Here is a 24,287-nt window from a genome sequence, read left to right on the forward strand (position 1 = left end):
GTGTATCTTTGTTGCTGTCTCCATCATTGGCTGGGCTGTCGCAGCGGCGTCTGGTGAAATTATCTATGGGGCGGTTCCATTGTCGATTACCCTGTTGCTGAATCTGATCAATCGCCTCCGGTTTGAGCAACACAGCCGAAATCGGTTAACGGGAGCCATGGCGCAATTGCATCGACAACTGTCCCAAGAGAGTCAATCATTATACCAACAACAACAAAAGCAAGCGCTCGCCTCTCTACAAGCCAAACTCCCCGACTATCTGGCTCAAATTGAGAACCCTGCTTCGGAATTAGGGGCGATCAAAATTGCCCAACTTCAAGCTCGAATTGTTAGCGTGGAACAATCGCTGCGGAATGTTGTGGATTATCTCAATAGTGCCTCATTGCCCAACCACATTGAGCAACTTGAAGCCGCGATCGCACAAATCACTGCCGATATTGATCAGCTACAATACCAAATCCCTTTTGCTACCAATCCCGAACAACCAACCCATTGGCATACAGAGGCGGGGGGTGAACCATCCCTGTTTCCTGTCGCGTCTGAATCCGTTTCCCCTGTTAGGGGAGCTGGGGAAGCATGTAGAGACGCGCCATGGCGCGTCTGGGAAGAAGATAGGAGAGCGTATTCGAGTGCATTTGTCCCTGAACCAATCCTACCCAATTGGGACTTCCGATTCACTCTGAAAGGACATCAGGATTGGGTGAGCGCATTGGCAATAAGTTCAGATGGACAAATTCTTGCCAGTGGTAGTTTAGACAAAACTGTGAAGCTATGGCATCTAGAGACGGGGGATCTGATTCACACATTTAGTGATCATCAACAGGGAGTTCTCTGTCTTAGCTTAAGCCCTGATGGTCAATGGCTGGCGAGTGGGGGATTTGATCAGACGATTAAGGTCTGGCATCTAGAGACTAGAGAATTATGCCATACGTTGACAGGTCATAACGGTTCCGTGCGATCGCTGGTGATTATGCCAGATAACCAAACTTTGATCAGTGGTAGCTTTGATCAAACCATTAAGCTATGGCAATTGGATCAGGGAAAATTTGTGCAGGATTTAGTCCAAGACGCCGGACGATTATCCGCTCTCGCCTTAAGTCCAAATGGCAAAACCCTTGCCAGTGGCGGCGGAGATGGCATCATTGATCTGTGGCATGTTCAGCCGTTTGATCTAGCCTTCAGTCTCACCGACAATCTGAGTTCAATCAACTCCCTTGCCTTAAGTCCCGATGGGCGTCGGTTAGTTGCCGCCTGTACCGATGGTACGCTAAAAGTATGGCAACTTGATAGTGCTGAACGGGTAGAGAGTTGGCAATGTCCCTCCGCCCCCGCCATGTCGATTATTTTTAGCGATAACGGGCAAAGTGCGATCGCCGCTCATGCAGACGGTACGATTAAGATTTGGTGGCTAGGAATCGATGAGCCGTTGCTTGTCTTGGACAATAACGATGCCGATTCTGTGGTATCTGTAGCTCTCAGTCCAGATGGTCAGTGGTTAGCTGGAGGCAATCGAGATGGTACAGTTAAGCTTTGGCAGCAATTATAAGCCATGGCATGTCTGTAGGGGCGGGTTTAGGCACTTAATGCGTGGCTATTGATGGTAACGTTTCTGCAAAACCCGCCCTGACCGAGTGTTGACCCTTCACTCCGGAAAGAGGGCATGGCACGTCTTCAGGTTTGTGTAGGGGCGGGTTTTACGACTATCGTTTTTCACCTAACCATAAATGTAACTAAACCCGCCCTGACTATTACCGAATGGCTGTATTCATTCCCGTTTCCTATTCCCTATTCCCTATTCCCTGTTCCCTGTTCCCTTGACAAATGACAAATGACAAAACAAACTGGCTTTTTATCGCTGAATCTGTTGCTATTGCCGCCTCATTTGTGGGAGCAATAGTAGCAGTTATATCGGGACAGATAATTTATGGATTAGCGCCTTTAGCAATTTCCCTGTTACTCAATCTAATTAACCGCCGTCGTGTTGTTCAACAGCTTCGGCGCAAAATCAGCGATCGCACTCACATCGATAACTTAAGCCGAGATCTGCAAACCTTACGTACCGAAGTCGCTCAACTTCAACAATCTAACTCTAGTCAGATGTCTAGAGAAGAACTGTCTGCTGTGGTCTCTACCGTTGAGGCAATTAATGAGAAGCAAAAGGCATTACGAGGTTCTCTAGCCCCCCTACAATCAAAACTTGATGAATTGAATCAAAAATTCAGGCAGCGTCCCGAATTAGAACAGATTGAGACATTAGCCGGGATTATCGTAGCTCTCAAAAAGACCATCGATCAACTTCCCCAGCCTGATCGCACCGCCGCTTCTGTCAACCCAGAACGAGTGGAACAATTAGAACGTGCGATCGCCCAAATTCAACAGGAATTATCACAACTTCAGCAGTGATTGATCCGATAATCATTAACAATCGATTCCACTACAAAGACCTAGCATCCAATTTTCGCGTCCGTAGATTTTGAGGGCTAAACCATAATCGCCATTTTCTAAATACGACAAGGCTTCTATTGCGTCCCATCGATAACGTTTTTCCTCAAAACAAGAAGGCATTAAATCAAGGTCAAACACGGGGACTCGAAAATCAGCACCAATTTTCCCTGTATCACGCAATCTTTTTAGGGCAATCCAGCGATGATGACCCGAATCTAACTGTACACGTCCCATCTTGTTTTTCAGAAAGAAACTGACAAGCGGAATTCCTTTCCATCCATATTCAGCAATGCTGTCAGCAATTGTAGCGGCATACTCATCTGTGTTAGCAGCATCTAGTCCCCATTGATTGAATGCATCAAACAGCAAATCTACGGGAATCCAATAAGACGCCTTAAGCATTTTGCGAACGGCGTTTACAGCAATCTCTTTCTCTCGGTCAGTTAATTCACCCTCTAAAATGCCCAAGTGCTGCCCGGTGAAATCTGTCCAGTCTGATGTTCTAAAATTAGACAGAGGATTTAATTGCTCCCAGGCTTTGGCAACACAAGATTTCTCATACTCAATCCCTTGCTTCTTTCTCTTCGCCGTCTGTTGAGCGGCTTGCCGTCTTTTGGAAATTTTCTTTTTCCAGACGGCAAAATCCGAGGATTCCTCACACTGTTTCACTCTCTGAATATCAAAAAGTTGAACGGGAGGCTTCTTTCGAGAATACGGATTAGGACTGGTCTTATCTGCCTGTCCTAAAAACTTGCGAATAGCCCCCTTAGTCCAACCCCTTTCTAAAACGGCAGTTTTTGTCAAATACGTCTTGTCTGACATATAGCAATCCTATTTGAGTCGTGTCCAAAAATCTGATAATTTTCGGGAATGGGTAATGGGCAATGGACATTTGTTCTCTCATCTCCCTCATCTTGCCCATCTTGCCCATCTATCTGTCCAACCAGATGTTTCAAGACTTTCCGATACAAGGAACGGCTCAAGTTGGAAGCGGAACACAATTTGCAACATTTGCGTCCATAGCTACTACATCGAGCTGTTAATATCCAATAAGAACACGCCTCCATTTTGCCAATTGTACAACCTTGTGCCACAGTCAAAAACACCACTCTCAGAGATTCCCACAAGACGGAATCGATTAGCTATGGATAAAAGACACCCTTTTCAGCCTACCACTATGTCACCTCTCGCCTTACTCTCCAACTCTCCAGTGAGTGTCTTGAGCCTCTGGCGCTGGGGAACAGCATTTGCCACAGCCGCATTTGCCAGTGGACTATTGATGACTCCCGCCGTTGATGCTCAATCTGCTGCACCGCAACCCATATTTGAAAATGTAAAACTGGGGCGACGATTTTCACCTGATCCGTTGATTATTCGGGGTATTAGTGGCGGTTCTGTCTCAACTGAAGATGTTTCGGGGCGTACTGAAACACCAACGGGTTCTTGTATCGGGTATATTGATGAACAGCCTGATCATATCCTAGAACTCACGTCGTTTTTCAACTATCTCAGTTTGCAAGTGGAAAGCCCGGAGGATACGACTCTATTGGTGAAAGGTCCAGGTGGGAGTTGGTGTAATGATGACGCTGAAGGCAAAAACCCCGGAATTTCAGGTCAGTGGTTAGCAGGGGAATATAAAGTTTGGGTTGGTTCTTTTCAAGAAGATAAGTATCATCCCTACGTGATTCGGATTAGCGAAGTTCAACTTCTCAATCCGGGACCTTCTCGGCGTTGACGGGGTGAGGGGTGTGGGGAAGCGGGGGAAGCTGGGGAAGCAATGTAGAGACGTGCCATGGCACTATGGCGAGCTGGGGGAGATGGGGACACTCATGTAGAAATGTACCATGGTGTATCTGTGTGTAGGGGCGGGTATAGGGACTAATATTGATGGTTTTCCTTAGCTTGGCTGCAAAACCCGCCCTGACCAAATGACAAATGACGATCTTCACCGTTATAGCAACCGCCATAGCTGTTATAGCAAAAGGCAGAGGGCAGAGGGCAGAAGGCTCCAAGGGAAAAGATTGACTGGTCAAGGTTTGGCGCATTTTGCTGTGTCCTAATCGCCTTGGCGACTGCTATAACATGCGATGTCTGCTACACTCAATATTTAGGCAGGGCGGGTTTTGGCTCAACGTTATCATTTATAGCTACACTAAAGTCCCTAAACCCGCCCCTACACCCCTAAACCCGCCCCTACACAATCAAAACTAGGTTCCCTTGAAGATCGTGAAGGGTCAACACTCAACACTTTTCCTTCAATTGCTGACGTTTGCTTTGTAACGCCACCTTTACCTGTTCATAGTCCTGATCAATTTGTGTCAATAGATGAGTCGTTAATGCCAGTGGATTGTCCGTTTCATCAATATCTATCTTCTCTAACTGCTTACACAGTTCAGAAAGGTGAATTGCACCAACCGTACCACTGGTAGATTTGAGACTGTGAGCCGCCTGTTGACAAGTGGTTAGCGCCTCCGGTGAAAGTGCGGTTGTCTGTGAATCCAGTGCTTGGTGCATCATCCCTAACAACTGAGCGCCTTCCTCTAAAAAACTATCAATCACTTGGATTAAGACCTGATCATCTTTGACCATATCGCACAATTGTTGAAACGCTTGAGCATCAATCACAGTATGTCCGTCTAAACTGTGATTATTTCCTTGTCGCTTGCTCCCTTGTTCCTTGGCTGACAACCTCTCTCCTTTGTCTGCTGCTTTCTGGGGAGTTCGAGTTTCCTGTACCTTTTTTGGCACCCCCTGCAACGATCGCACCAGTTCCTCGACCCGAATCGGCTTGCTGATATAATCATCCATACCTGCCTGCAAACAGGTTTCGCGATCGCCTCGCATAGCATTGGCTGTCATCGCGATAATATAAGGACGGTTTTCCGGTGACCATTCCTGGCAGATGCGCTGAGTCGCTTTCAAACCATCCATTTCCGGCATTTGCACATCCATTAATACCACATCATAAGACTGGCGGTGCAATGCTTCGAGGACTTCTAAGCCATTGGCGGCGACATCCGCCCGATACCCCATACGGCTGAGGATATGCAAACCCACTTGCTGGTTAACCACATTATCCTCCGCCAACAGAATCCGTAACGGTAGAGTTGCACCCATATACGGATCAATCGTCGGTGAAATCTCACAGGTTGACCGCACTTTCACCGGTTGACCGACTAATACGTCCATCAGCACATTATAAAGTTGAGACTGCTTAATCGGCTTAGTCAGAAACGCCGCAAACTTGGCTTCATCCAGTTGACCCGTGTTTTCCGGCTTGCCGATTGAGGTTAACATAACCAGGGGAATCTCTTGACCATTTGGCTGTTGGCGTATCTGTGAGGCGAGATTGACCCCATCCATTCCCGGCATGTGCATATCCAGAATCGCTAAGTCAAACGTCTCACCTTGCTGTAGCCAGTCTAATGCCTGATCACCCGACTCCGCCGCACGGGTCAGCACCCCCCAGGATTGACCTTGTAGAGTTAAAATGCGGCGATTAGTAGCATTATCATCCACAATTAACATCCGCTTACCTTCAAGCTGAGGCTGCCGGAGATCCAAATTACTGAGATTATCAATGTGACAAACTGGGGCAACAATCGTGAAGTAAAAGATCGAACCCTTACCCACTTCACTTTCTACCCAAATTCTCCCCCCCATCATTTCACTCAATCGCTTGGATATCACTAATCCTAATCCTGTCCCCCCATAGTGGCGACTGGTGGAGGAATCGACTTGACTAAAGGCTTTAAATAAACGATCTAAGCGATCTGGGGGAATGCCAATCCCCGTATCTTTTACCGCAAACAAAATTTCATACTGTTGTTCTTTATGAGTCGTGTGAGAGAGTTGCTCGAATGACTGGGGACTTACCCGCTTAGAGGACACCGAAACCGTCACTTCTCCCTGATGGGTAAACTTGAGGGCATTACTGAGCAGATTAACCAGAATTTGCCGTAGTCGGGTAATATCGCCGCGAATCGTGTTGGGGGTATGAGGATCAAACAGATACGCCAGTTCTATGCCCTTTTCTGCGGCTTTTGGCGTTAGCAGATCGAGAGATTCTTCGATACAGGTTCGCAGATTAAATGGTTGTTCCTCCAACTCCAATTTGCCAGACTCAATTTTGGAGAAGTCGAGAATATCATTAATAATTGTCAGCAGGGCTTCGCCACTGTTGCGGATTGTTTCAGCAAATTCGGCTTGTTCATGACTCAGTTGGGTATCCAACAGCAGTCCTGTCATGCCAATTACCGCATTCATCGGCGTGCGAATTTCATGACTCATGGTTGCCAGAAAGTCGCTTTTAGCACGGTTGGCAGCTTCGGCGATCTGTTTGGCTTTTTCCATCGCCACGTTTTGTTCGGCTAACTGTTGTCGTTGGTGCTTTTCTTGTTCGAGGAGTTCAGCTTGGGCAAGGGCAATTCCCACTTGATCGGCAACGGCTTCGAGTAATTCAATTTCATCATTACTCCATTGACGATACTGATCGCACTGATGTAGACAAATCACCCCATTGGGTTTTTCCTTATATGATGTCCGCACAACCAGCATGGATTTCAGGTTTACCTGGTCACACATTACGGTGGCATTTTGTAACAAAGGCTCGTCGTAAACGTTGTTAGAGGCGATCGCGCGATCGGCGGCTAATACCTGTTGAATGTGAGGATTGTTAGCCACCGGAATCTTGACATTGAGGATGGAGGAATACCCCGGTTCTAAATATTCGGCGACAAACGGGATTTGGGGCGCAGGGGAAGCCACATAGGTGTGAATCACACAACGGTTGACGCGAAAGGCTTGACCAATTTGAGTCGCGGTAGTTTGAAAAATTTGTTGGGCGTCTAAACTTTGGCGAATGTCTTGGGTAATTTGTTTAAGCAGTAATGAACGCTGGAGTTGCTGTTGTAAGGCGGCTTCTGCTTGTTTGCGTTCGCTTAAATCCGCCTGGGCTTGTTGATAGAGTTCCGATTGTTGTACCGCAATGGCAACTTGGGTGGCAAGTTGTACCAGTAACTCTGTCTCTTGAGGCTGCCAATGTCGGGGAAGATTACAGTGGTGGGCAATCAGTAGTCCCCACAATTTTTGTCCCTGTATAATCGGCACAACTAAATTTGCTCTCACCTGTAAATCGGCAAGAAAGTTACGATAACAGGACTCCAGATTAGCCGTGTGGATATCCTCCAGGGTATGAATATCACCCTTTTGGTAACGCACCGCTGACTTCTCGCCAAAGCAGGGATCAAAAATCGTGCGCCCCAATACCGATAACTCTTTCACGGCGACAGACTCGACTTCGACTACGCCACTCCAGTCGGGATTGAAACGGTAAATTAACACCCGATCCGTTTGCAGGAAATGCCGCACTTCCGTTACTGTCGTGTTCAGAATTTCGGTTAAGTGTAATGATTGGCGAATGCGACGGGCGATCGCACTAATTAATCGTTCTCGTTCAGCTTGCTGTCGGAGGGCGGTTTCCGCCTGTTTGCGTTCAATGAGTTCCGTGGATAACTGCTGATACAATTCAGACTGTTGAATCGCGATCGCGACTTGGGTGGCTAGTTGCTGTAGTAGGTCAATATCAACGGTTTGCCAATGGCGAGGATGATGACAATGGTGGGCAATCAGTAACCCCCACAATTTTTGTCCCTGGAGAATCGGTACGACTAGGTTTGCCCTGACCTGAAGATCGGCTAAAAAGTCGCGATAACAGGGTAAAATATCTGCCGTGTAAATATCTTCCAAGGTATGAATATAACCCTGTTGGTAACGCACCGCCGACTTCTCGCCAAAGCAGGGGTCATAAATGGTTTGTCCCAACACCGATAACGTTTCTGACTCCACTGACTCCACGGCGACGACGCCACTCCAATCGGGATTGAAGCGATAAATTAGCACCCGATCCGTTTGCAGGAAGTGCCGTACTTCACCCGCCGTGGTGTTGAGAATCGTCTCCAACTCCAACGACTGATGAATCCGCAGTGCGATCGCTCGAATTAACCGTTCCCGTTCGGCTTGTTGCTGCGACGCGGTTTCCGAGTGCAGGCGTTCGGTCACATCTTGAATTAAGGCTAAGATATGAGTCTGATTCTCTGAGGTTTCAATTCTAGATGTGGAGATCGATAAAATACGGTGGCTACCATCCGCCCGAACGATGTCCCATTTCTCTGCGACTAAATCCTCTCCCCGTTGCATTTGAGCAATTCGCTTAACGGCTTGGCTACGTTGTTTCGGATCGGGATAGAATGTCTGATACCAGCCTCGACGGTTAATTTCCTCAACGGTATACCCGGTAATCTCCACCATCTGCTGATTCCAAACCGTGAAGCGGATATAGGGATAGGTGTCAATACTATGGCAGACACAGACACCTTCTCCCATCCGTTCGATCAGTTGGGTTTTAAAGGAATATTCAGCTTGTAAAGTTGCCTCCGCTTGTTTGCGATCGGTAATATCGGTATGAGTTCCCACCATACGGATTACTCGACCGGCGGCATCTTTTTGATGAATTGCCCGGGACAAAATATAAACTGTTGAGCCATTTTTATGATGGAAGCGTTGGACGGTTTGGAAGCGAGAAACCTTACCCTTGTTATAGTCTTCAATCAGTTTTAATGCCGCCATTCGATCTTCGTCAAAAATCACCTTCTCCCAAGACGCCAATTCATTCGGCAATTCCCAATCGGCGTAACCCAACATTTCTTTCCATCGGGGCGAGAAATAAATTTCCCCAGTCATCATATTCCAGTCCCAAAATCCATCTTGGGAGGCGTGGAGAATTAATTCCAACCGTTCCGTTGCGGTTTTGACGATATTGGCAACCTGAGGCGGCTCAATTGCATGATCGCCGGGAGTTTCCACTAATGAAGAGGAGGGAAGACAAGGGGATGCTGAGGGGGCTTCTGTCAACTCACTCAATTCTCTTTGCCAGTCTTTCCCGTTCAATGTGGGCTTGCTAGCTATTGTCTGAATCAACTGCAAACGCTGATGGCTTGTTTCCACAGTCGTTTCCGCTTGGCTTAAGTCATTCAGGGTTTGCTGAAGTTGGTTGGCTTGTTGATTAATTGTTTGCTGTAATTGTTCAACTTGATTCAGCAGCGTCAGAGGATTCAGCGCTTTAATGATGTTCGTTGGGGTGAAAATGCCGAGGAAATTTTCCGGAGATTGGTACACTAATTGAGGAATTTGCCCAACTTGCCGCATCTGTTCGAGTCCCTGCTTTAGGGAATCCTCCGGATGGAGACTCAACAGCGGTTTTTTTATCACCATAGACACAGGTGTTTTTGACAAGTCCAGTCCAAAGACAGAGAGCTGTAAACAGTGGATTAAATCCTGTTCTGTAATTAGTCCTACAGGTAAACAATGGTCATAAGCTGAGGATGAGTGAGACGCGATCGCCTGGTGTTGGGTCAAGGTTTTCCCGTTAATTTCATCTCCGATTTCTGTGTCCTGAATCAATACGGCACAATCTTCCTGAGTCTTGATGAGCTGTTGTGCCGCGTCCAGAATCGAGGTGGTTAAGGGGACTTGTAGCCCCGGAGTCGTCATTGACGTCGCCACGGATTGTGACTGGAGCCAATTCAGTTCTGGTAACCCTTGACAAATACTATTTACTGTAATTAATCCGATGAGTTTTCCCTGTTCATCCAAAACCGGGAGATGATCAATCGAATAGCTCTCGAACAGGGATAAAGCGGTAAACAGATGACAGGAATCAGAGAGAGTTAACGTAACAGGCGATCGCACCATCACATCAACCACCTTGGTGTCTGGAAAATTCACCCCAGCTAGCATCAGCTTAATCAAGTCCCGTGTGGTGACTATTCCCCTCAACGCTGAGTTTTCAGTCACCAAGACGCAGCGACGGGAACGTTCTGGTTTTCGGGGAATTTGCCCAGACGGGTACGCCGACAAGGATTGTCCTTGATTTAACAGAGCGATCGCTTCAACTAGGGTTGCTTCAGCATTAATACTTAGGGGATGAGCGTCGATGAAATGCTCTAAAGCAGGTAAGGTAGTGGCGGTGGTGTCAGGCTGCATAATAATTGGGTAGGGCGCAGGCTGTAGCTGGGACAAACAGACTCCAAGGCTGTAAACTTGATGTTATATCCTTTTTCTCTCTCCTGGTGATTAACTGTAGGACTATTTCCGTCACACTGCACTAGCAGCACATACCTATTCTTTATACTGCCAAACTTTGCCGCAATCCGCAGCCTCTTCTCCAGAGGTGAGAACTTATTGTTTCTTAACTTGTATTATTGGTGATACTTAACCCAAATCCGGTTCCACACCAAGCGATCGCAATTGTTCGACCAATCTCTCTACCCGTCGTCTTTCTCGTTCAACTCCTTGTCGTTCTCGTTCTGAGGAAGTCAAAATCCAGTGGCTTTGTACATCATACCAACGCAACCAGAGGCGATCGCATTCCCCATAGAAACCTTGCCACAGTCCTAACCCTAGCTGAATATCGTTCATCCACACATGCGGTTCACTCAAGTCTAACTCAGTGTGGCTACTACCCATTAACTGAAACGCTCTTAGCTGGTTCGTGCGACCATTAAACACGATGTAATAGGGAACGCGCAAAATACGTTCATAAACTTCCCACTTTGTCGGCGGTTGATTCGCTTCCCGCAGCGTCTCCCCCAAGTCTTCTTTTTCAGTACCCGGTGAAATCAGTTCTACCACGACAAAGGGATTAACTTCTTCTTGCCACACCACATAACTCATGCGTAAATCCCGTTGTTCATAGAGTCTATCAACCCCCACTACAGCAAACCAGTCGGGGCGTTTGTACCAATTAGGTTGGCGTGGATTGTAGTAAAGATTCAAATCGCTGGCAACAAAAATGCGATCCGTTGGGTAGTTAGGAGGACAGAAGGTATCTTCAAGGAAACGTGCTTGTAGTAGGTGATATTTGTCAGGCAAACCGGGTTCCTTTGGGTCTTCGCTTTTGAGATCGTACATCGTGGGCAAAACTTTTTTCGGGTCTTGAGGCGGATTGGTTTGAAACATGGTTTTTGTCATTAGTCATTGGTCATTTGTAAGGCTTTGAGAATTATTTATCTAACTTAACAGGGTTGAGTTTATTTCCACCAACATGTAGAGACGTTGCATGCAACGTCTCTACAATGATGCCGAAAGTCCCAATCGATGTGTCTACTGCTATAACGCCCCTGCTGCCGTTCGGTCGAAAATATCTCCAGAAAGGTGAGTTGTGATATTCATCGCCTGGACAACAGGTAACTTGTCCAAACCTTGAGTATATTCAATCACACTCACACCCCCATTCCCTTGTTTAATACTCCAGAATGATTCTGAACTCAATCCCAAAACATGGCAAAGGATCACTTTATTAATCGCATCGTGTGCCACAACTAAACCTGTTTTTAGTTCAGACTCAGCCATTCCAGCTTTAACTTGAATCATCCTATCCCAAGCGGCTGTAGCCCTCTCCCATACTTGGTTTAAATTTTCACCATTGGGCATTTGTACCGTCGCTGGAGCAACTTTCCATTGATGCAATAAATCCGCGTATTCTTGGTTAATTTCTGACTCTAATTTCCCTTCCCACAGTCCATGATTAATTTCGCGAAACTTGTCTTCAAGTTCTAGCGGAATACCACCGTGATACTGGAGAATCAATTCAGCGGTTTCCTTGGGACGTAACATCGGACTGGTAACGGCAAAATCAATCGGAATATCCTTAAGAAACTCAGCCACCTGCTGTCCCTGTTGACGCCCATTTTCATTTAACGGCACATCAATCCCGCCTTGGAAGCGGGAGACACGATTCCACTCGGTTTCCCCGTGACGTACCAGCAGCAGACGCAACCCCCGATTACTGGGGCGAGGTGTCGGTAACGGCGTACCAACATGAGCGGTTTGATTGAGAGACTCTAATTGCACGGGTTCACCCCAACCGCCCGTAAAATTCAGAACATTAATGCCACAGTTGGATTGTAAGACGGACTGGTAACGGGCGGGAGAAATACCCAAGGCGCTACTCAGCAAACAGCGATTGATGCCATTGTGTGCCACGATTAAAATCGTGCCATCTTGGTGGCGAGGTAGAATCTCTTGCCAGAATTGTTGCGCTTGTTGATAAAGTGCCAAGACAGGAAAATGCTTCCGGGTTCCCTCCGACGTAGTGATTTCCATATAGAAATCTTCCGGACGTTCTTTCCAGCACCGATAATCTTCCGGGAAATTTGTCCGGGCGTCAGATTTAGCCACTTTTTCCCACAAGGGTAAATCGACTTCCATCAGGTTTTCTGATGGTTGGAGAGGGGGTGAGCCAGACAAATAAGGTAAAATGACCTCTGCGGTCTGCTTCGCTCGTTGGAGAGGAGAGCAATAAACAGCATCAAGGCTCAAGCTACTGAGGGCAGCACCCACCTTACGGGCATCATCAGCCCCTGTTTCCGTTAACACGGACTCATCACAGCGTCCTTGAATGAGTTGCTGGGCATTATAGCTGCTCTGACCGTGCCGTACAATAATGACGCGAGTAGTCAATCCTTTTGCTCCTATGTGACCAATTTATGAATAGTAGCCAGATTAACCCAAATGCTGGTAGCATCCTTGGGGCATCTTCAAATATCAGGGTCATTTTTAGTTTAACCGCCCACCTGCGGTGCAAAAAGGCTGGGAAGCTGGGGAAGCAATGTAGAGACGTAGCATGCTACGTCTGGGAGATGGGGAAGAGGTTAATTTTTATTGTGTATTTTCCCTATCAACAGGGTTTCAAGACTTCCCCGGAAAAGCCAGAATGCGACAGATTACATCTGAAACAAAAACAGTGAGCTTTGTTACTAAATATTTTTTGAGAACGTTAGAACTTATGACTTATTATTTATGACTTATGACTTATTACGTTTTTTGGGGGGTTCATGAATACTGGGTTAGTGATTAAACGGTTGATTTTGGCGGTACTGACAGTTGCTGTACTCTTACAAGTCAGCCTTTCTTTGGTGGAAAGCTGGGGTCAGCCTCAAATACAAAGTCGTTTGGAACTTTACCAAACCAATTTGTTACTCCATGCTACCGAAGGTCAGCGTTTAGCAACAGAAGGAGATGAGGATTTAGCGACGGCACGGAATGCCTTACTGGGTGATAATCCGTTGGAAAATGCCCAAGAGCAATATGAACAAGTGCTGGAAACAGCACAGACAACTCAATCGAAAATTATCGCCAAACTGGGACAACTGTCCTCAAACCCGGATGTGACAACATCTATCGGTGAGGAACTCACTAAACCGCAAATGCAAATCGCTCCCATTGATGAGGCTCCGATGACCTCTCAGCAGCGAAAGCAGTTGCAAAAGTCATTATCTCAGACAGAACAGCTCATCGATGAACTAAATGTGCGGTTGGGACTACTGCAAGCTCAACAGGGTAGAACAGAGATGGCGATTCAGACGTGGAATGAGTTGATTAAGCAAGAAACCCTGAAAAGTACCGCTTCAGCAACGACGCCATCCGCCCAAGCTGCCGCCGTATTAGTGGGTCTTTGGAGTGATCCGCCTCGAATTTTACCCGATGCAGAATCAAAAATTCAACAAAATTTAGAGAGTTGGTTCCAGTATCGGGCATTGTTTCAGCTTTATCAATTGCAACAGCGTCAAGATGCTTTATTATCCCTAAAATTTCAAGAAAAAGAGAAAGCTAAACAAGCCCTGGTTAAATTAACTCTAATTAGTGCCATTCCTGGAATTGGCGGTCTAATCGGGGTGGGACTCTTGCTATTTTTACTGGGTCAGTGGTTATTTCAGGGAGAGCGATCGCTCCTCGCCACTAACAGCACTATCCCGTGGGATACGCCTTGGGATGGAGAAATGATTTGGCAAGTCTTGATTCTCGGCTTTTTCTTTATCGGTCAAATCCTCCTGCCTCTGTTTATCCTGCCCCTGATAATCGGCTTGTTCAATCTGAATCCGGCTAATTTTACGGTAAGAATGCAGGCATTCTACGTTTTAATGACTTACATTTTGTTAGCCGCCGGAGGATTGGGAATCCTCTACCTTTCGATCAAGGATTTTTTACCCTTGCCAGAGGATTGGTTTCGGATTAAATTCCGCAAAAAAGGGATTATTTTTGGATTAGGGGGCTACTTAGTGGCACTACCCCTGGTGATTTTAGTCTCACTCCTGAATCAGAAATTATGGCAGGGACAAGGAGGAAGTAATCCGATTCTGTCTCTGGTGCTAGAAGGACAGGATACAGTTGCGATTGTGATATTTTTTAGCACAGCTTGCATTGCTGCACCCCTGTTTGAAGAATTCATGTTCCGAGGGTTTTTGTTACCGTCGTTAACGCGCTATATGCCTGTTTGGGGTGCCATTGTCGCCAGTAGTCTCGTCTTTGCGATCGCGCACCTGAGTCTGTCAGAAGTCCTCCCCTTAGCCACGTTAGGCATTGTATTGGGAGTCGTGTACACGCGATCGCGCAATCTTGTCGCCCCCATGCTGGTTCACAGTCTCTGGAATACGGGGACATTGTTGAGTTTAGTTATTTTAGGTAGTGGCGGAAATTGAGGAAGTATAGTTTGTAGGGGCGGGTTTATGGGCTTTCGTTGCGCTATTGATACTAACCTTTGTTCAAAACCCGCCCTTTCCCAATGTAGGGGTGGGTTTATGGGCTTTCGTTCGGCTATTGATAAGTAGTCGGACAAAAGAAAACGGTACTGTATTAAGTTTTGTAAACCCTCTTCAAACCCTTACTGTTCCCTGTTCCCTGTTCCCTGTTCCCGAATCTCAACCGTTCACGTTAATTGTGTCCACCTACTTATTAACCTTTGTTCAAAACCCGCCCTTTCCCAATGTAGGGGTGGATTTTACAACTATCGTTTCTTCCCTCACCCATAAGTAACTAAACCCGCCCCGACTCAGCTAAAATTGTGGGATAGATTTTGCCGATTTTCTGGGCGCATGCCATGCGCCCCTACAATTCTAATCCACCAATTAAGGTGTGCCACGCCGCCATCGTGGGTTAGGCGGAAATTTAAACAGAAGCGATAACCATTTAATAAAGTGTCCGCCGTAACCCACCGCTGTTAACTGGAAATGTATTATTTAACCTACATTCTATCGGTGTTCAATCCTTCGATAGGATAAATAGGACAAAATTTAGCACGATTCAGGGGTTTGGAAACCAAACCCCTACCGTTCCCCTGTTCTCCAAATAGTAATCGCGCCATCATTACTCCCACTCACCAATATCTGTCCATCATGACTAAAGCCGAGGGAGAAAATCGAACCCGAAAACCCTTCCAACATCGTCATCAACTCACCCGATTCCAGATTCCATAACCCTAATCTGCCATAAGGACCTAACGCACTGGCTAAAATGTTACCCGACGGATGCAGCGCCAAGGCATTCACAAACACAGGTTTAGGATTTTCCACTGGTGTCGAAACTAATTCCCCAGTTTCAGGATTCCAAACGTTAATGGTTTCGGCAAAACTCTCACTCACCAAAACGCTTCCATCTTGATTAAACGCCAAAGCCCTTAAAGACTGAGGATGCTGGAGAATATGCAAAATTTCCCCACTCTGCCAATTCCATAGATGAATGGTACCATCCTCAGAACCACTAGCCAGGAGTTCTCCATTGGGACTAAACGCAAGAGAGAGGGTTAAATTTTCAATCTCAAATTGAAGCAGTTGTTCGCCTGTTGCTAAATTCCAAAGGGCAATTTCCGAAATAAACCCTAACCCTTCTCCTCTTCTTCCACTCGCTAGAATTTTTCCGTCTGGACTAATTGCCAAAGAGGGAATCATCCCTTCTTTTTTCTGGAGAGTCTTGATCAATTCCCCTGTTTTCAGATTCCAGAGTTTAATCGAACCGTCCTCAATACCCCCGCCACTCACCAATTTTTCCCCATCTGGACTAATGGCGAGAGCCGTAACTTGATCCGAATGTCCAGAAAGCCTCCGCAACGGCTGACCTGTATTTAGGTTCCAGAGTTTAATCGTTTGATCATCACTACCCGTAGCGAAGAATTGTCCATCTGGGCTAATCGCGATCGCACCTACGGCGTCTGTATGTCCCTTAATATTACGCAACAATTTGGCATCTTGCCATGGTTGAGTCGGCGTAGCGGCGATGAGAGTAGCATTGCCAGGATTTGGGGATACAGAGAGCGATCGCGGCACATTGGTTACGATGACAGACAGTACAGTTATAACCGTCAGTGCGACGAAAACCGCGTAAGAACTTGACCGACGACTCATGGTTAACCTTTTGGCACAACATCATCCCACCTGAATGGGTGAGATTGTTCCCTTAGACGACAGATAATGCCAAAAAGTATCCCATAAATATTATTCCTGTGCCAACAACAGCACAAAAAATGAGAGAAATTAATTCGGAGAGGGTACAACTTACAGAGAATCTAAGCATCGTGAAACTCCCAAACTACGGTAACGATGCCATGATCACTTGGAATGGCTCAATCAACCTCATACTTTCGGGTTAAATCAAATAATCTAGCTGAGAATTTTAATGAATATTTAATCTTTCTGCCGGATTAGTTGGATGTTGCCGACGAATAATTGTTACAGTCTTTGTCAACACTCCGGCTAACTGAGCAATTAAACCCGATGGAATTTCAGAAATCACACTAACGTCCAACCAAAGAGACAATTGGTGCAGGATAGTTGCAGCGCGATCAAGGGGAGTTGGTATCATCACCATCGACTGTAACGTTTCGCAATATTCCCTGCGTTTCTGAAATGCTTGCTGGCGTTCAGTGTATGTAGTAGGCGCATAAAATTCAACCTCCCCAATTACGTACACTGACGTACAATCAACGTCAAAACTACTGCCCACCGCAGCACCGGGACCGACAAAATCGGCATAAAACCGTTTTTGGATAATTAAGGCTCCCCGACAGTCAGGTTTAACCATTAGCAACTGTCCACTTTTCAACAAATTCAGGGGGACAGCGGAGCAAGGAGAGTCGGTTGATGAATATCCAGAAGGCTCATGAGTTGGATGCATAGTTCACCTGACAGCAGCACGATATCGATACTGAGTCGTATCTCTCACTGTCAGGGACTTATGCAAAACGTCTCTACGTAAAGTTTTGTGTAGGGGCGGGTTTAGGGACATTGGCGTCAACTTAAGCGGAAAACCCAAGCAATACCTTGACTCTACCCCCCTCATTGGTATCAACCTCACTGATTAACATCAGTGATCCGCGATGTGACAAATCGATCCATCCAATTCTCCAAATACGCCCGATTTGCCGCCTGCTGATCCGGTTCCGTTGTATCCAACGGATGCGGCGCTAAACCCAAAATTGCCGCCGTTGTGACACAAAACATCGACTTCTGAAACGTTTGGCAAATCTGCACCCGCAAATCATCCTCTCCCCGACGCGATCGCTGATAAACTTGATGCAGATAATCCGGTAAATAATGACGCATATCCTGCATCAATAATGTGGGTGGAATTCCCGCACTACCAACAGGTAACGGATCGGCATATAATGCCCCATAAGTAAACTTACCTTGTTCTGGCGGAATCTGATTCGCTTGGGCGTTATAAGAAACCGTCCCCAAAAACGGTGTTCCCCGAAAGAAAATCGCCTCCACATAGGGAACTGCTGTATCCATGAGAAAGGTTAACCCAGCGGATTTGGGAATGATATCATACACGCGATCACCAAGTTTCACGCTATAGGTAATCGGTTTATTCGCCGCCGCCACTAATCCATTTAAAATATGTTCCACCACCTGCGGAATCGTCTTAATTTCCCCCTGATCATAGCGACTCGATAACGCCATAAACATATCACTCATCACCCGCCAGAATTGACCCAAGCCACTGTAGTATGCCATCTGACGCATTTGTTCGGTGAGAAAATCGGGAAATAACCAGTTTAACCCTTGAACAAAGGGATTCCCCTTAAACTTTACCTGAATCGCAGCGGCACAGTGTTGCTGAAAGTCTGGCGTATCCAGATACGTATCTAATCCCCCACCTCCATGCCAAAACATGGCTTTCATACAGTATTCGGCATATTCAAAATTAATCCGATCATGCCACCAGTGCTGCAATAGTTTCTGAAAAGACACATCCCCATTAAAGTATTTGAAAAAGGGGAAAAAGACTAAAAACTGATTGTCAGCAATATAAATCAGATTGCGCGAATAGGCATCTAAGACAATACCATAACTATGTAAAATTCCCACAACCTCCAGCACATTCTCCGGTGAATCCACCAGCAGCGCTTCACCTGAGTTCAGGCGTTTAATGTAAGGTTCTAGGGGATGAGTTTTAGATGTTTTTTGACTAATGACCATAGCAATTAGGTTTGAGTGTGTAGGGGCGGGTTTAGGAACTTTCTTTTCGCTATTGATAGTAACCTTTATGCAAAACCCGCCCTGACTTAGTATTAACTTCCCATCTACCATCTACCATCTGCCATCTGCCTTATTTCCCTAAAGCAATTGTCGGTGAATTCGTCACCATCGTCGCCGTAGTGGTTTCACTCAACCGCACTAACCATCCCGGTTGAATCCCAAAAATCACAATCAACACCGCTAACACAATCGCCGGTATTCGTTCCCGCCAATAAACACGAGGTAAATGAATCACCTGCGCCGAGAGACGCCCAAAAAAGGTACGATCCAGCAAAATTAGGAAATACACCGCCGTTAATACCGTCCCAATCATACACAGAAGTGTTTGCACCGGAAACGCCGGAAAACTCCCGCGAAACACCAGAAATTCTGAGATAAATCCTACCATTCCTGGAATTCCCGCACTCGCCATCACCGCCAATACCATAAAGCTACCAATCAACGGTAATCCCCGTTCCCGATTCAATAATCCATTGAGAACCTCTAAATCTCGCGACCCCGTCTTCTTATACACCACCCCCACCAGGAAAAACAGTAACGCCGAGATTAACCCATGACTCACCATTTGCATCACCGCCGCCACCAGGGAAATCGATGTCCCCGCAGCAGCCGCTAGTAAAATATACCCCATGTGCGCCACTGAACTAAACGCCACCATCTTCTTCATATCCCGTTGCGCGATCGCATTAAACGCGCCATAGAGAACACTGACTACCGCCCATATTGCTAACCAAGGCGCAACAACTGTCCACGCTTCGGGGAATAAGCCTAAACCAAAGCGCAATAATCCATAGGTTCCTAACTTCAGCAACACCCCGGCTAACAGCATGGAAATCGGTGTCGAGGCTTCAACGTGGGCATCCGGTAACCAGGTATGGAAGGGAACCAAAGGAATTTTAATCCCAAACGCGATCAGAATTCCGCCTAATAATACCAATTGACGCGCCACAGGTAATAATGAGGCTAAGTTCTGCACAGTACTATAGGCAAAACTATTTGCCCCACTCAAAAAGACCAAACCTAAAAATACGGCTAAAACCAACGCCCCCGACACCGCTGTATATAAGAGAAACTTGGTCGCCGCATAGCCGCGCCGTTTTCCGCCCCAGATGGCAATTAACAAATATAAGGGAATCAATTCCAGTTCATAAAACAGGAAAAACAGCAACAAGTCTTGCGCCAAAAATGCCCCCGCTACTCCTGCATTTAATAACAGAATCAGTGTGTAATAAAATCGCGGGCGTTCTAACTCCTCATCGCTACAGTACACCGCCATCGCAGTAAGTAAACCATTTAAAACCAGTAAAGGCATGGACAACCCATCGATACCTAAACTGTAAGTTAACCCAATCGACTCAATCCAAGAGAGTTGCTCTTGAAACTGAAGGTTTATCTCACTAGGATTAAACTGCGCTAGTAGCACCAGTGACCAAATAAATAGGCCACTGGTAACAATCAGGGTGACTTTACGCGCCCCTTTTACCATCAGATTTGTAGGCAAAAATCCGACGACAAGGGCAGTGAATAGCGGCACTAAAATCAAAGCACTTAGCATAATTTCTTATTCGTCTTTTCTTATTCATCTTATGTCCTTTGTCCTTCGTCCCTAGTCCTTCGTTATATTCGCTGCAATTGACAAACCACGTCATTGAGCATCAATTCTCATCACCCCTCTGCGTCCCTCTGCGTTAACCTCTGCGTACCTCTGCGTTAAAAAAATTTCCTTTCGATACCAACCAATCAGGGCGGGTTGAGTCACCTTAGAGTTAGGTCACTAAACGATAGACACAACCGTTTTATTGCCCATTCAGAAATAACCACCGTTCCCAATCCCACTGACTGAGGGGCCAACTCATTAACAGCGCCAATAAACTGACACCAATCAGAATCGTTAACAGGTAAAACTGAGATTTCCCCGACACGCTATACTTCAACGATTGACCCCCAACCACAGTCGCTAAACCAACTAAATTCACCACACCATCGACGATATGCCGATCAATCCAATCCGTCAGTTTAGAAAATAAGTCCACAGCAAACACAACCGTCAAATTGTAGAGGCGATCGACGTAGAAATCATACGCTAAAAGGTCTTGCAAAAATCGCACCGGTAAGCTAACCGATCTGATTCCAGTTCTCGGCAAGTCAATTAACCCACCGATCGCACAACCGATTAAACTGGAACCCAATAATACCAGTTGGGGGACTTCAATTAAATACTCATACTTGGCAGGGGGTAACAAGTTTAACTGTTGCAGCAACAACGGCATCCCCAGAGTAATCACAGTTAACCCCACCATCGGTAACGCCATGGGCCACGCCACTTCGGGGGTACGGCGGGTTTTGGGCTGGGGATTCCCTAGAAAGGCTAGGCGAAAGACGCGAGTTAATCCCAGGGCGGTAATCCCATTGACCACGATAAACGTTGCCACTAATCTGGGTGAATCTGCCCACAGGGAATTAATCCCTTTACTTAACGCCCAATACCCCCCTAGGGGCAATAGTCCAATCATCCCGGCTGTGCCGACAACAAAGGCAGTGGTAGTGGCGGGCATCCGAGACCATAACCCCCCCATCTCGGTGAGATTTTGGTTACTGGTGGTGAGAATAATCGAACCCGTACTCATAAACAATAGGGCTTTGGCAAAGGCGTGGGCGAGGAGTAAGGCGGCGGCAATATCCGCACGTCCGGTACCCACGGCGATAAATACCAATCCTAGATAAGCACTGGTGGTATGGGAGAGCGATCGCTTAATATCAATTTGGGCAATGGCGACTAAGGAGGCACCAATTGCTGTGACTGTACCAATCACCACTAACACCGATAATGTAACCGGGGATAGGGCTAAAATCGGCAACAGCTTAATCAACACATACGCCCCACAGCAGACAACCAAGGAATTCCGCAACACGGAGGCGGGGTTGGGTCCTTCCATTGCCTCATCTAGCCACAAATGCAGGGGAAATTGAGCGCATTTGCCCAAAGGTCCAGCAATTAGGGCTAATCCTAGCAATGTGGCGAGGAGGGGGGGAAGGTTTGCGGTTCCTGCCCACTCGTATAAATTGTTAAAGTTTAAGCTACCCGCGAGGCTTCCCAGGGTGACAACCCCCATTAACAGCAATAAGTCCCCCACCCGCTTAGTCAGAAAGGCATCTCGTGCTGCCGTCACCACTAAGGGTTGAGCATACCAAAAGCCGACGAGTAAGTAGGTGGAGAGGGTCAGCATTTCCAACAGGGCATAACTCAAGAGTAGGGAATTACTTAAGGCAATCCCACTCATCGCCCCTTCAAAGAATCCCATGAGGGCAAAAAAGCGGGCTAAGCCCCAGTCTTTTTCCATGTAGCCGAGGGCATAGAGTTGCGCCAATAGGCTGAGGCTGGTGACTACTTCCACAGCACCTGTACTCACCGGCGACACTTCCAAGGCGAAGGAGAAATTGACGCCGCCGACTTGCAGCCAGTCAAACACAAACTCGTTCACCATCGGCTGATTCACGGTAGACTGGAATATAGCCGCGCCGTGAATACAGGCAAATAGCGTCATTAATAGGTTAAAATAGGCAGCCGGACGCGGACCGGTGCGACGAATCACCCCTGTTGCCCAAGGTAAGGTTAAAATTGCGCCAATTAACCCATAAAACGGCACTAACCAAATTGTCTGATTCAGAAACTCTGTCATCCCGCTTGTCTACCTCGTTGGTTTTTTACCACTGGATCAATCGATACAGAATTTTGCGTATTGTTGTGTGTTGTGTATTGACAGAGGAATTCGCTGGTGCGATCGCCCGTTGAGTCCCTCTATTTAATTTAATTAAACGTCAATTTAATCAAAGTGATAAACTAAGCTTATAGTTAATCATAGAGCCTTTGCATAACGTGACTTGGTCGGTCAGGCGTTTCTCCGACCTGCTGCCTCGGCTTGATGATGAGGGGATTGTCCCAGCGTCTGGAGATGATTCACTTTAACTTATAAAAACGTTACCCAAAGATTATAAAACAAAGCCAACATTTGGCAAAAGCTGAGAATTTTGCCCCTCCTCTGGATTATTATCGCCCTAGCGTTAAGTTTTGTTAAACATTTTGATTAAGAATTATCATAATAATTTATATTGTCAATTGTGCCAAGCTTCCCTATGCTTGATTTTGGCTAGTCATTCATTAGTCTAAAATTCGGCATTCCCGTCCAAATTTTTGCCCAACCGGGATGGGCTGAGTCATGGTCAACGTATTCACAAGGAGAAAATCAACGTGCCAATTGCTGTAGGAATGATTGAAACCAAAGGCTTTCCGGCTGTCGTCGAAGCCGCCGATGCCATGGTGAAAGCCGCCCGTGTCACCTTAGTCGGGTATGAAAAAATTGGTAGTGCGCGGGTTACGGTGATTGTTCGGGGCGATGTCTCAGAAGTCCAAGCCTCTGTCGCCGCTGGCGTCGAATCCGCCAATCGGGTGAATGGGGGTGAAGTCGTATCCACCCACATCATTGCTCGTCCCCACGAGAACTTGGAATACGTCCTACCGATTCGATATAGCGAAGCCGTGGAACAATTCCGATCCTATTAGCGAGACCTCTACGCTTAGATTGGGCTAAATCCTGGCGCTCCCAAGGTGTCAAAACAGAGACAGAGAAACCCCTAGATTTTGGAGAAACGTTCATGTCAATCGCCGTTGGAATGGTAGAAACCCTCGGCTTTCCGGCTGTGGTCGAAGCCGCTGACGCCATGGTGAAAGCCGCTCGCGTCACGTTAGTCGGGTACGAAAAAATCGGTAGTGGTCGGGTGACGGTTATCGTCCGGGGCGATGTGTCGGAAGTCCAAGCCTCCGTCGCCGCTGGGGTGGATAACGTCAAGCGGGTGAATGGGGGTCAGGTTCTATCCACCCACATTATTGCCCGTCCTCATGAAAACCTAGAGTACGTACTGCCCATTCGGTACACGGAAGACGTGGAACAGTTCCGAGAAAGCACCAATGCCATCCGTCCGCTGAACCGTCCCTAAGACCAATACCCTTATCCTTAATCCTTAGAAAAATAATGGGAAAGGTTGATTGGGGATTGAGATAGAAGCAAGACTCGCTCACTAAAAAACAGTAACTCAATCCGCCCAAATCCGACGATCCAAAATCCCAACCGTGGAGGATAAATGCAAATTGCCAGAGTGCGGGGGACAGTCGTTAGTACTTGTAAAGAACCCAGCCTGAGAGGTGTAAAATTTCTCTTAGTACAGTTTATGGATGACGAGGGTAAACCTCTACCCAACTACGAAGTGGCAGCAGATGTCGTCGGTGCGGGTGTGGATGAGTGGGTTTTGGTGAGTTGTGGCAGCGCCGCTCGTCAGGTGGGTGAAAGTGATAAACGTCCTATTGATGCTATGGTAGTGGGGATTATTGACACTGTTAGTGTAGATAGTCACATTCTCTACAGTAAAAAAGATCAATATCGATAGTCTGGGGTGAAAAAAGTCATCTGAAAT

Annotated in this window: 16 protein-coding genes; 7 read left to right on the forward strand and 9 right to left on the reverse strand. The window is 46.8% G+C overall.

Going from position 1 to position 24,287, the window contains the following annotated elements; translation table 11 throughout:
• The first annotated feature begins 157 nt into the window (after positions 1 to 157).
• Positions 158 to 1,546: a WD40 repeat domain-containing protein gene (locus tag RIE73_RS34845; RefSeq protein WP_446405535.1), complete on the forward strand. Its 1,389-nt coding sequence runs from the start codon at positions 158 to 160 to the stop codon at positions 1,544 to 1,546.
• 275 nt (positions 1,547 to 1,821) lie between these two features.
• Positions 1,822 to 2,403: a hypothetical protein gene (locus RIE73_RS34850; RefSeq protein ID WP_446405518.1), complete on the forward strand. Its 582-nt coding sequence runs from the start codon at positions 1,822 to 1,824 to the stop codon at positions 2,401 to 2,403.
• Between the two features lie 15 nt (positions 2,404 to 2,418).
• On the opposite strand, the gene RIE73_RS34855 is transcribed toward RIE73_RS34850, so the two are convergent.
• On the reverse strand, positions 2,419 to 3,267 hold the full coding sequence (locus tag RIE73_RS34855) for a hypothetical protein (RefSeq protein ID WP_446405519.1): 849 nt from the start codon (positions 3,265 to 3,267) through the stop codon (positions 2,419 to 2,421).
• Positions 3,268 to 3,622: 355 nt separating this feature from the next.
• Here RIE73_RS34855 and RIE73_RS34860 point away from each other — a divergent pair, with 355 nt between their 5' ends.
• On the forward strand, positions 3,623 to 4,180 hold the full coding sequence (locus tag RIE73_RS34860) for a hypothetical protein (protein ID WP_446405520.1): 558 nt from the start codon (positions 3,623 to 3,625) through the stop codon (positions 4,178 to 4,180).
• Between the two features lie 506 nt (positions 4,181 to 4,686).
• Here RIE73_RS34860 and RIE73_RS34865 read toward each other — a convergent pair.
• The 3 genes from RIE73_RS34865 to RIE73_RS34875 form a co-directional block, all read right to left on the reverse strand.
• Positions 4,687 to 10,488 (reverse strand): GAF domain-containing protein, encoded by a 5,802-nt coding sequence (locus RIE73_RS34865; protein WP_446405521.1) that lies wholly within the window; start codon positions 10,486 to 10,488, stop codon positions 4,687 to 4,689.
• Positions 10,489 to 10,716: 228 nt separating this feature from the next.
• On the reverse strand, positions 10,717 to 11,463 hold the full coding sequence (locus RIE73_RS34870) for a Uma2 family endonuclease (protein ID WP_446405536.1): 747 nt from the start codon (positions 11,461 to 11,463) through the stop codon (positions 10,717 to 10,719).
• A 150-nt stretch (positions 11,464 to 11,613) separates the two neighbouring features.
• Positions 11,614 to 12,966, reverse strand: coding sequence for a histidine phosphatase family protein (locus tag RIE73_RS34875; protein WP_446405522.1), 1,353 nt, complete (start codon positions 12,964 to 12,966; stop codon positions 11,614 to 11,616).
• A gap of 374 nt (positions 12,967 to 13,340) precedes the next feature.
• Between RIE73_RS34875 and RIE73_RS34880 the strand changes: the two genes are divergently transcribed.
• Positions 13,341 to 14,984: a CPBP family glutamic-type intramembrane protease gene (locus RIE73_RS34880; protein WP_446405523.1), complete on the forward strand. Its 1,644-nt coding sequence runs from the start codon at positions 13,341 to 13,343 to the stop codon at positions 14,982 to 14,984.
• A gap of 624 nt (positions 14,985 to 15,608) precedes the next feature.
• Here the strand turns inward: RIE73_RS34880 and RIE73_RS34885 are convergent.
• From RIE73_RS34885 to RIE73_RS34905, 5 genes are all read right to left on the reverse strand, one after another.
• Entirely contained in the window at positions 15,609 to 16,682 is a 1,074-nt protein-coding gene (locus tag RIE73_RS34885; protein ID WP_446405524.1) for a WD40 repeat domain-containing protein, read from the reverse strand.
• A 268-nt stretch (positions 16,683 to 16,950) separates the two neighbouring features.
• Positions 16,951 to 17,358, reverse strand: coding sequence for a hypothetical protein (locus tag RIE73_RS34890; protein WP_446405525.1), 408 nt, complete (start codon positions 17,356 to 17,358; stop codon positions 16,951 to 16,953).
• A gap of 269 nt (positions 17,359 to 17,627) precedes the next feature.
• Positions 17,628 to 18,758, reverse strand: a complete 1,131-nt coding sequence (locus RIE73_RS34895) for a CO2 hydration protein (RefSeq protein ID WP_446405526.1) — start codon at positions 18,756 to 18,758, stop codon at positions 17,628 to 17,630.
• 130 nt (positions 18,759 to 18,888) lie between these two features.
• Complete coding sequence (locus RIE73_RS34900; RefSeq protein ID WP_446405527.1) at positions 18,889 to 20,373, reverse strand: NADH-quinone oxidoreductase subunit M; 1,485 nt, start codon at positions 20,371 to 20,373, stop codon at positions 18,889 to 18,891.
• 241 nt (positions 20,374 to 20,614) lie between these two features.
• The gene (locus RIE73_RS34905; protein WP_446405528.1) at positions 20,615 to 22,498 is read right to left on the reverse strand and encodes an NAD(P)H-quinone oxidoreductase subunit F; all 1,884 of its coding nucleotides are present in this window, start codon (positions 22,496 to 22,498) and stop codon (positions 20,615 to 20,617) included.
• A gap of 569 nt (positions 22,499 to 23,067) precedes the next feature.
• On the opposite strand from RIE73_RS34905, the gene RIE73_RS34910 reads away from it, so the two are divergent.
• From RIE73_RS34910 to RIE73_RS34920, 3 genes are all read left to right on the forward strand, one after another.
• The gene (locus RIE73_RS34910) at positions 23,068 to 23,379 is read left to right on the forward strand and encodes a carbon dioxide-concentrating mechanism protein CcmK (RefSeq protein ID WP_006105229.1); all 312 of its coding nucleotides are present in this window, start codon (positions 23,068 to 23,070) and stop codon (positions 23,377 to 23,379) included.
• A 92-nt stretch (positions 23,380 to 23,471) separates the two neighbouring features.
• Entirely contained in the window at positions 23,472 to 23,813 is a 342-nt protein-coding gene (locus tag RIE73_RS34915) for a carbon dioxide-concentrating mechanism protein CcmK (RefSeq protein WP_006105258.1), read from the forward strand.
• A 144-nt stretch (positions 23,814 to 23,957) separates the two neighbouring features.
• Positions 23,958 to 24,260, forward strand: a complete 303-nt coding sequence (locus RIE73_RS34920; RefSeq protein WP_446388237.1) for a EutN/CcmL family microcompartment protein — start codon at positions 23,958 to 23,960, stop codon at positions 24,258 to 24,260.
• Positions 24,261 to 24,287 lie beyond the last annotated feature (27 nt).

Origin of the sequence: Coleofasciculus sp. C1-SOL-03 (genome assembly GCF_040220555.1) — a bacterium.
Taxonomy (GTDB): Bacteria; Cyanobacteriota; Cyanobacteriia; order Cyanobacteriales; family Coleofasciculaceae; genus Coleofasciculus.